The sequence below is a fragment of the uncultured Thiocystis sp. genome (assembly GCF_903866365.1).
Taxonomy (GTDB): domain Bacteria; phylum Pseudomonadota; class Gammaproteobacteria; order Chromatiales; family Chromatiaceae; genus Chromatium.
In genome coordinates this window covers 1-8,129 of record NZ_CAIPNF010000292.1, presented here as the reverse complement: position 1 = coordinate 8,129, position 8,129 = coordinate 1, and the positions used below count along the sequence as shown (strand labels likewise).

The 8,129-nt window shown below is 64.1% G+C and carries 11 protein-coding genes and 2 pseudogenes; 11 read left to right on the top strand and 2 right to left on the bottom strand.

Annotated features, from left to right (window positions below; all coding sequences use genetic code 11):
• Window positions 1-132: IS4 family transposase (locus tag QZY07_RS16695; RefSeq protein WP_295399065.1), on the top strand; the 132-nt coding region annotated here is incomplete at its 5' end.
• Window positions 133-272: 140 nt separating this feature from the next.
• Window positions 273-2,456: an ATP-dependent RecD-like DNA helicase gene (locus QZY07_RS16690; protein ID WP_295405179.1), complete on the top strand. Its 2,184-nt coding sequence runs from the start codon at window positions 273-275 to the stop codon at window positions 2,454-2,456.
• A gap of 165 nt (window positions 2,457-2,621) precedes the next feature.
• On the opposite strand, the pseudogene QZY07_RS16685 reads toward QZY07_RS16690, so the two are convergent.
• Window positions 2,622-3,137: pseudogene (locus QZY07_RS16685) on the bottom strand (DUF1415 domain-containing protein); the annotation flags it as partial.
• Window positions 3,138-3,315: 178 nt separating this feature from the next.
• On the opposite strand from QZY07_RS16685, the gene QZY07_RS16680 reads away from it, so the two are divergent.
• Window positions 3,316-3,642, top strand: a complete 327-nt coding sequence (locus QZY07_RS16680) for a hypothetical protein (RefSeq protein ID WP_363184381.1) — start codon at window positions 3,316-3,318, stop codon at window positions 3,640-3,642.
• Window positions 3,643-3,800: 158 nt separating this feature from the next.
• On the opposite strand, the pseudogene QZY07_RS16675 reads toward QZY07_RS16680, so the two are convergent.
• Window positions 3,801-4,217 (bottom strand): annotated as a pseudogene (locus tag QZY07_RS16675) (DUF427 domain-containing protein); the annotation flags it as partial.
• On the opposite strand from QZY07_RS16675, the gene QZY07_RS16670 reads away from it, so the two are divergent.
• The 8 genes from QZY07_RS16670 to QZY07_RS16635 all read left to right on the top strand — a co-directional run bounded on the left by QZY07_RS16670 (window position 4,216) and on the right by QZY07_RS16635 (window position 7,920).
• Complete coding sequence (locus tag QZY07_RS16670) at window positions 4,216-4,458, top strand: hypothetical protein (protein WP_295405176.1); 243 nt, start codon at window positions 4,216-4,218, stop codon at window positions 4,456-4,458. The pseudogene QZY07_RS16675 and the gene QZY07_RS16670 overlap by 2 nt on opposite strands.
• A gap of 56 nt (window positions 4,459-4,514) precedes the next feature.
• Entirely contained in the window at window positions 4,515-4,784 is a 270-nt protein-coding gene (locus QZY07_RS16665; protein ID WP_295405173.1) for a hypothetical protein, read from the top strand.
• A 32-nt stretch (window positions 4,785-4,816) separates the two neighbouring features.
• Entirely contained in the window at window positions 4,817-5,260 is a 444-nt protein-coding gene (locus QZY07_RS16660) for an HIT domain-containing protein (RefSeq protein WP_295405170.1), read from the top strand.
• A gap of 7 nt (window positions 5,261-5,267) precedes the next feature.
• Window positions 5,268-5,669, top strand: a complete 402-nt coding sequence (gene gloA, locus QZY07_RS16655; protein ID WP_295405167.1) for a lactoylglutathione lyase — start codon at window positions 5,268-5,270, stop codon at window positions 5,667-5,669.
• A gap of 15 nt (window positions 5,670-5,684) precedes the next feature.
• The gene (locus QZY07_RS16650) at window positions 5,685-6,137 is read left to right on the top strand and encodes a DUF1810 domain-containing protein (RefSeq protein WP_295405164.1); all 453 of its coding nucleotides are present in this window, start codon (window positions 5,685-5,687) and stop codon (window positions 6,135-6,137) included.
• A 92-nt stretch (window positions 6,138-6,229) separates the two neighbouring features.
• On the top strand, window positions 6,230-6,841 hold the full coding sequence (locus QZY07_RS16645; protein WP_295405161.1) for an NAD(P)-binding oxidoreductase: 612 nt from the start codon (window positions 6,230-6,232) through the stop codon (window positions 6,839-6,841).
• 127 nt (window positions 6,842-6,968) lie between these two features.
• Window positions 6,969-7,304, top strand: coding sequence for an HU family DNA-binding protein (locus QZY07_RS16640; RefSeq protein ID WP_295405159.1), 336 nt, complete (start codon window positions 6,969-6,971; stop codon window positions 7,302-7,304).
• Window positions 7,285-7,920, top strand: a complete 636-nt coding sequence (locus tag QZY07_RS16635) for a hypothetical protein (protein ID WP_295405158.1) — start codon at window positions 7,285-7,287, stop codon at window positions 7,918-7,920. Before QZY07_RS16640 ends, QZY07_RS16635 begins: the two co-directional genes overlap by 20 nt.
• The last annotated feature ends 209 nt before the right edge of the window (window positions 7,921-8,129 follow it).

Below are 8,129 nucleotides of genomic sequence, written 5' to 3'. Positions count from 1 at the left end.
GGGTTTCTCGGGCGCAAGGGCGATGGCGAGCCCGGTTTGAAGACCATCTGGTTGGGCATGCAGCGCATCATGGACTTCGCTGCTGGGGTCAAATATGCCAGGGAGATGCCGGACACGGAAAGTTGTGTGTAATGGGATGCCTTAAACCCCCTCGCGCACGGTCTCGGTCGCACCGTCGACCGCCAGGATCCGAGCCATCGCGCCATTTCAGGTTGACCCATCGCTGACCGCGTTGATCCCGCCATCCGCTTCCAGCGCGCTATGATGCGTGCATGTCATCCCCCGCCTCCCCCGCGCCCCGCGAACGCCTCTCCGGTGCGATCGAGCGCGTCACCTTCCACAGCCCCGAGAGCGGTTTCTGCGTGCTGCGGGTCAAGGTGCGCGGCGAGCGCGACCTGATCACGGTCATCGGCTCGGCGGCCAGCATCGCCCCTGGCGAATTTCTGGAAGCCGAGGGCGTTTGGGTCAACGACCGACAGCATGGACTCCAGTTCAAGTCTGCCGATCTGCGCGTCATCGCGCCCCGGACCCTCGACGGCATCGAGAAGTACTTGGGCTCGGGCATGGTCAAGGGCATCGGTCCGCACTTTGCGAAAAAGCTGGTGAACGCTTTTGGCGAGGCGGTGTTCGACATCATCGAGCAACACCCCGACCGGCTGCGCGAGTTGGACGGGATTGGTCCCAAACGCCAGCAGCGGGTCACCCGCGCCTGGGCCGAGCAGAAGGTCATCCGCGAAATCATGGTGTTTCTGCAATCCCACGGGGTCGGCACCACGCGCGCCGTGCGGATTTACAAGACCTACGGCGACGTCGCCGTGGAGAAGGTGCGCGAGAACCCCTATCGATTGGCGTTGGACATCCACGGCATTGGGTTCAAGACCGCCGACATCCTCGCCGAACGCCTGGGCATCCCGCGCGATTCGCTGATTCGCGCGCAAGCCGGGGTGCGGCATGTGCTCCAGGAGATCGCGGGCGACGGGCATTGCGCCGCTTGGCAGAACGCCCTGGCGGAAAAAGCCGTGGCCCTGCTGGAGATCCCGCCCCCGATCATCGCCGAGGCCATTGCCGCCGAGCTGGCCGAGGAAAACCTGATCGCCGAGCCGATCGAGGACCGCCCCGCGCTGTTTCTGGCGCCCCTGCAACGCGCCGAGGTGGGCATTGCCCGCGGATTCCAGCGTCTTCGGCAAGGACCGCCGCCCTGGGGCGCGATCGACACCGACAAGGCACTCCCCTGGGTCGAGACCCAAACCGGGCTGGCCCTCTCCGACTCGCAACGCGCGGCCATCGCCGCCGCCGTGGCCAGCAAAGTCGCCGTCATCACCGGCGGCCCCGGCGTGGGCAAGACCACGGTGGTCAACAGCCTGCTGCGCATCTTGCGTGCCAAGGGCGTTCAGGTGCTGCTCTGCGCCCCGACCGGCCGCGCCGCCAAGCGCCTGTCCGAGTCGACTGGCCAGGAGGCGAAGACCATTCATCGGCTGCTGGAGTTCGATCCCCAGACGATGGGCTTTAAGCGCAATGCCGAGCAGCCGCTGGAACTGGATCTGCTGGTGGTCGACGAGGTGTCGATGGTCGACGTGGCGCTGATGAACAAGCTGCTGCGCGCCGTCCCTTCCCAAGCCGCCGTGTTGCTGGTGGGCGATGTCGACCAGCTCCCCTCGGTCGGCCCCGGCGCGGTATTGGCCGATGTCATCGGCTCGGGGGCGGTACCGACGGTGCGCCTGACCGAGATTTTCCGTCAGGCCGCCGCCTCGCGGATCGTCGTCAACGCGCATCGCATCAATGCCGGCAAGATGCCCGAAGCCCCCAACGCGGAGCGTCCCGACAGCGATTTTTATCTGATCCGCGCTGACACCCCGGAAGCGATCCATGATCGCTTGATCCGGGTGGTCACCGAGCGCATCCCGCAACGCTTCGGCCTGGATCCGGTGCGCGACGTGCAGATCCTCACCCCGATGAACCGGGGCGGACTCGGTGCGCGGGCGCTCAATGTCGCCCTGCAAGCGGTACTCAATCCCGACGCGTTGCCGCGCATCGAGCGGTTCGGCTGGACCTACGCGCCGGGCGACAAGGTGATCCAGTTGGTCAACGACGATGACAAGGAGGTGTTCAATGGCGATATCGGGCGGATTCAGACGATCGATGTCGAAGAGGGGCGGCTGACCATCGATTTCGAGGGTCGATCCGTCGCCTACGAGACCGGCGAACTCGACGCGGTGGCCCTGGCCTATGCGACCAGCATCCATAAGGCTCAGGGCTCGGAATATCCCGCCGTTGTCATACCGCTCGCGCTCCAGCATTACACGCTGCTGCAACGTAATCTGCTCTATACGGCGGTGACGCGCGGCAAGCGGCTGGTGGTGCTGATCGCCCAGCCACGGGCCTTGGCGATGGCGGTCAAGCAGACCGGGGGTGGGCGGTTGACGAAGCTGCGGGAGCGGTTAGCGGGCGGGGGGTGATGGCAACGGCGGCGATTTCCGAGGAGGACCGTGGATGGTCTTAACGCCGATGCAGACCGGGGCGCGCCAGGAATGGGCGCATTTCCCCGCGCTGGCCGCGTCCAGTCGGCCGCTGGGTGATGGTCGCGTGGTGGCCGACCGCCAGATCGAAGGGGCATCGCCAGCTCAGGGTTGGCGCCACAAGGCTTGCCATCCCGTGTGTCCCAGTCCGTTGAGCGTCTCGCGATTGCGAGCATCGAGGGTCTCAATGTCGGTGACGGCCGCCACGGCGCGTTCGATGCTGGCTTCGCGTAGCAGGTGCAGGGTTGGAAACGGTGCCCGGTTGGTGAAGTTGCCGATGTCGTCGGGTTCGGTGCCCTCGAACTGGAAGGTCGGATGAAAGCTGGCGATCTGGATCACGCCTTGCAAGCCGTGCTCTTCCACGGCCGCCTCGGCGTGCGGCAGGAACGCATTGAAATCGAGAAAATCCGGCAGGTGTGTGGGGTGGATCAGGAGTGTCGTCTCGACCGCGTGGGGGTCGGCGGCGGCCAGAAGCACCAACTCGCGGTCAAGGTCTTCCAGCCATCCGTCCAGATGTCGCGCCCGGCTGACCACGAACCGCACCTGATGCTTGACGTAGACCGCCTTCGCGAACGGGCACAAGTTCAGCCCGATTACCGCGCGTTCGAGCCATTGCCGCATCGCCGCCATGATGGCATCGTCGTCGATGATCGTTACCCCTACCTGATCAAACAAGGAGCTTAACGGCGATGGCCTGACGCAAACAAGGACGGAAACAAGCGGATGTTGGTCCGATCGACCGCCCTGGGTTGTGACCGTCATACTCATCGGCCTGGGACTGTGTTTGCAATTCGGCCCGATGCCGCTGATCGGCTGGGCACTCGCGCGTGCGCTGTCACTTCCGCCCGAACGCTTGGTCGGGATGGTGCTGGTCGGCGCCGCTCCCGGCGGCACGGCCTCAAACGTCATCTGCTCTCTGGCACGCGGCGATGTGGCGCTCTCGATCAGTCTGTCCGCCGCCTCCACCCTGCTGGCCGCCGCCCTGGCGCTCAAGTCCTTTCCCGTGGCCGCTGCGCTGCCCGGAGTCTTGTTCTCGGTATGGCACAACCTGTCCGGCGCCATGCTGGCTGCCTGGTGGTCACGGCGGGCGGTGATGTCGGCCATGCCACGCGAGCGCGAGGATTGACCGCTGGACAAAGCGAGCGCTGACCAATGTGCCGTACCCGGCTCGCCCTTGAACGGCCCCACGATCTCCGAGGCGATCCAGCCACCGTAAAACCCGCCGGCTTGCGCGCGGACCACCTCTCCGGCGACGACACAGCGCAGCCGGGCGGGATAGGCGGCAGACCAGCCGGCGATCACGGCGGCGTCGCCTCCGGCCTTGGGGTAGCTCCAGAGGGCGTCGTGGACGAGACCATCCGGACCCTGGACGTGCCAATAGCGGGCATCGCCCTTCCACTCGCACAGGGTGCGGCGCGGCGAGGGCCGCAACAGCGAGACATCGAAGGCATCGGGCGGCAGATAGACGGTCGGGGGACTGCCGGTTTCCAGCACCCGGATGCTGACATCCGATCGGGCCAGACACTGGGGGCCGGCATGGATCTCGATGCGGCGCGGATCGCGGACATACCGCGGCGGGCGCGGATAGTCCCAGACCGATTCCTGTCCCTCGCCGGGGCTGTGGGCAAAGGCGGGACGCCGCTGGCCACGAAAGGTCCAGGCGGCGCGGGCGCGTTCGAGCGCCTCCTGATCGATGGGCATGGCGGATCTCCTGACGGACGGCAAAGCAGGGTTGGGTCGGCTTTGGGCTATCATCGGCGATCTCCGAACTCGATCACCCTGGAACGCCCATGGAATTCTTCTCGATATGCGACATTTCATCCTTTTGATCGTTGGCCTGCTGCCGGTGTCGCGTCCGGCGGTCGCTGAGGATCCAGACATCGCGCGACTCTTTGTCGAACGGGGCCTTACCGACACATTGCAAGCCAAGGGAATTCTTTAATGATCGAGACACCAATGTCACACGGGCGCCGTGCGCTCCTTACGCTGGTATTCACTGTGGCTGCTTCGCCCGCCCATGCCCAACTGGCCCAGCAAGCCTTCCAGGTCGTCATCACCCGCGCCGGGCACGACTGTCAGGGCATTGAGCGCACACGCGCCCTCGGAACCAGCACGAATAAGGTTGCCCTGGTGGCCGTGGCCTGCACCAAGGGCGGGAGTCATGTGGTCGCCATTCACCGCGACAACAGCCTTTCCTACATGAGTTCATGCGAAGCGTTCGAGACCGGCACAGGACTGACCTGCTTCGAGGATCAATCGTCGAGGTGATTGATCTGTCTGCGAGGATAAACGTTGATGACGTGAATGACGTGACACCGACCTACCCGCTTCACCCGCAACTGCTCGCTGACTGCCATCGACTGGGATGCCTGTCCGCGACGCATCTGCTGCTCCATCGCAATGCGGCCGTGCCTTGGTTCATCCTGGTTTCGGAAACCGACCTGGCCAATCTTCTGGACCTGCCGGCGGAGCAACGCGAGGCGGTACTCGCGGATTGCAAACGGATGTCGGACTATCTTGGAGAAACCCTGAGCGATCCCAAGGTGAACGTGGCCTGGATCGGTCACCTGGTACCGGCATTGCACGTTCATGTCATCGGGCGCCGTCCAGGTGATCCCTGCTGGCCCAAACCGGTGTGGGACCATCTGGAGACGGTTCGCGCGTACAGCGCGCACGAGATCAGGACGATCCGGGACACCCTTGAAAGATCCTCTTCTCAGACACGAAACGTCACTCACCAGTGAGCTGCCCATGAGAATCCTCCATACCATGCTGCGTACTGGCAACCTGCCACGCGCCATCGACTTTTACACCCAGGTGCTCGGGATGCGCCTGCTGCGCCAGAAAGACTATCCGGACGGCAAGTTCACGCTCGCCTTTCTGGGCTATGGGGCGGAAGCCGATCAGACCGTGATCGAGCTGACGTATAACTGGGGTGTGGACCGCTACGACTTGGGCAATGCCTATGGCCACATCGCGATCGAGGTCGAGGATGTCGATGCGGCCGTGGAGCGGATCAAGACGCTTGGCGGCAAGATCCTACGCGAAGCGGGGCCGATGAATGCCGGCACGACTCTCATCGCCTTCGTCGAGGATCCCGACGGCTACCCCATCGAACTCATCGGCGCCCGGCAGGTGGCGGGCGGGTGCTAGGCGGGTTGCCGTGCCATGATTCCGCCGCCCGATCCCCATGCTCTGACCCGCTTCATTGAGGCCCAGCATGCCATCTACACCCAGGCGCTGGCCGAACTGCGCGCCGGGCGCAAGCGCTCGCACTGGATGTGGTTCATCTTCCCGCAGATCGCCGGACTCGGAGCGAGCGCCATGGCGCGCGTTTATGCCATCCGTGACCTGGACGAAGCGCGGGCGTTTCTGGCTCATCCGGTCCTCGGGGCGCGGTTGCGCGCCTGTTCCGAGGCGCTGTTGCTCATCACGGGGCGCTCGGCGCGTGACATCCTGGGCTCGCCGGACGATCTGAAACTCTGCTCCAGTGCGACGCTCTTTGCCCACTGCTCGCCGCCGGGCTCGGTGTTCCATCGGCTGCTGGAGCGGTACTTTGGCGGCCAACCCGATGCGCTGACGCTGGAGCGCCTGTCGGACGCCGAATCCGGGCGATCATGAGCGATCCGAGGATGAAGACGTCTTCAGGGTAGGATCCCCAAGGACAGCACCAAATATCACCAACTCACCGCCTAACAGGAACGGATAAACCCATGCACATCGCTGTATTTGGCGCGACCGGCGGCACCGGTCAGCAGGTGCTCGCGCAAGCCCTCGACCAGGGCCACACCCTCACGGCACTGGTGCGCGATCCCGCCCGGCTCCCAGCTCGCACCGGACTGACGCCCTTGGTTGGGGATGTCCTGGACCCCGATGCCGTGGTCTCCTGTGTCACGGGCGCGGACGCCGTTGTCTGCGTGCTCGGGAGCCATGGGAGCAAGCAACCGATCGAGGCGCGCGGGACGCAACGGATTCTGACGGCCATGCAAGCGACCGGCGTGCGCCGGATCGTGGTGGTGACGTCACTCGGCGTGGGCGACAGTCGCGCGCAGATTGCCTGGCCGTTCCGGGTCATCATGGATCTGACCCTGAAGCCGATCCTGGCCGCGAAGGAAGAGCAAGAAAAATTGGTCAAGGCCAGCGGGCTGGATTGGATCCTCGTGCGGCCGGGCGGACTGACCGATGGCCCCAAGACTGGACGCTCTCGGTTTGGCCTCGACCGCGCCCTCAAGGGTGGTCGGATCAGCCGCGCCGACGTCGCGGACTTCGTGCTCAAACAGTTGACCGACGAGACCTTTCTCCACCAGACCCCAGCGGTCACTTGAGTCCACGGATCGCGTGCGCCATGCGCCACGTCGACCACTTTTCTTCCTTCCTGGAGGTCGTGGCCTAGATGCGCCCGTTGTTCTGCCTCCCCGCCCCCAAAGAGACGGATTTTTCCCGACGCCTTCGATGACGAAATCCGAATTGATCGAAAACCTTAAAAGCAAGCTGGATTGTCTGAGCGCGGACGATGTCGCGGCGGCGATCAACGCCGCGCTCGGCCTGATGCGCGAAAAGCTCGCCCAGGGCGAACGCATCGAGATCCGCGGCTTCGGCAGTTTCACCCTGCACGACCATCCGCCGCGCCTGTCCCGCAATCCGAAGACCGGCGCACCGGTCGAGGTGGGCGCGCGGCGCATTCCCCGTTTCAAACCGGGCAAGGCGCTGCGGGAGCGCGTCAATTCGGCGCGGCAAGACGAACGCCAATTCCTGAACGGAACCGCCGATGAAAAATGCCAAACTTGAACGCTTGGGTCGATTGCAGCGCCAATACCATCGGCGCCATCCTTGGCGCTTGTCGCAAGGCGGCCTTTTCATCCCGCATTCCTACGCGGAAACGCCGCCGGACAGCCTCTCCTGGTGGGACGATGTTGGCTTTATCCTGAACGGGCGACGGGTCATCGTCTGGTGGCAGCATCCACGTCAGGTTTATGCGGATGCGCTTGACGAGCAGTCCTGGCAAGACGCTGGCGCGGGGCCGCAAGACGATTGGCTGACGGAAGGCGGCACGAAAAACTATCAGCGGGTAGGTGCGTCGCGCAAGAAGATGGTGAGTTACACCAGTCGCCAACCTTCGGAAGAGCAACGGCGACATGACGAGCGACAGCGAACGATTCGAGAGCGCCTGTCGACGGAGGGAATCGCTCTTGAGGTTGCGCCTGCCTGGAAGCGGGAACGCTTACCCTGGGCGATGGGCGTCACTCTGATCGCCCCGTTGGACGTGCGACATGAAGACGAATTGGCTTCGCTTGCCCGGCTGGCTCGCCATCTGATGCTGGGGCGAACCACGCTGGATGCTGAATTTCCAGGGTATCGCTACGGCCGCGACGACTGGTTGCGTGAACAAGTCGTGAAGAATTGAGCAAAAAATCGCGTTTCAGCAGTGTAATCGCCCTTTGACCGGCATCGGGAATGGATCTGGATTCGGGACCGGTCGCCCAATATCCTTGACACAAGGCTTCGTCGAAAGGCATGAGCAAACAGGAGATGAGTCGGCCATGATCGAGATCGAATACATCGTGAAAGACAGCAACGGAAACGAACGCTTGCGCACCGCCGACAAGAAAGTCG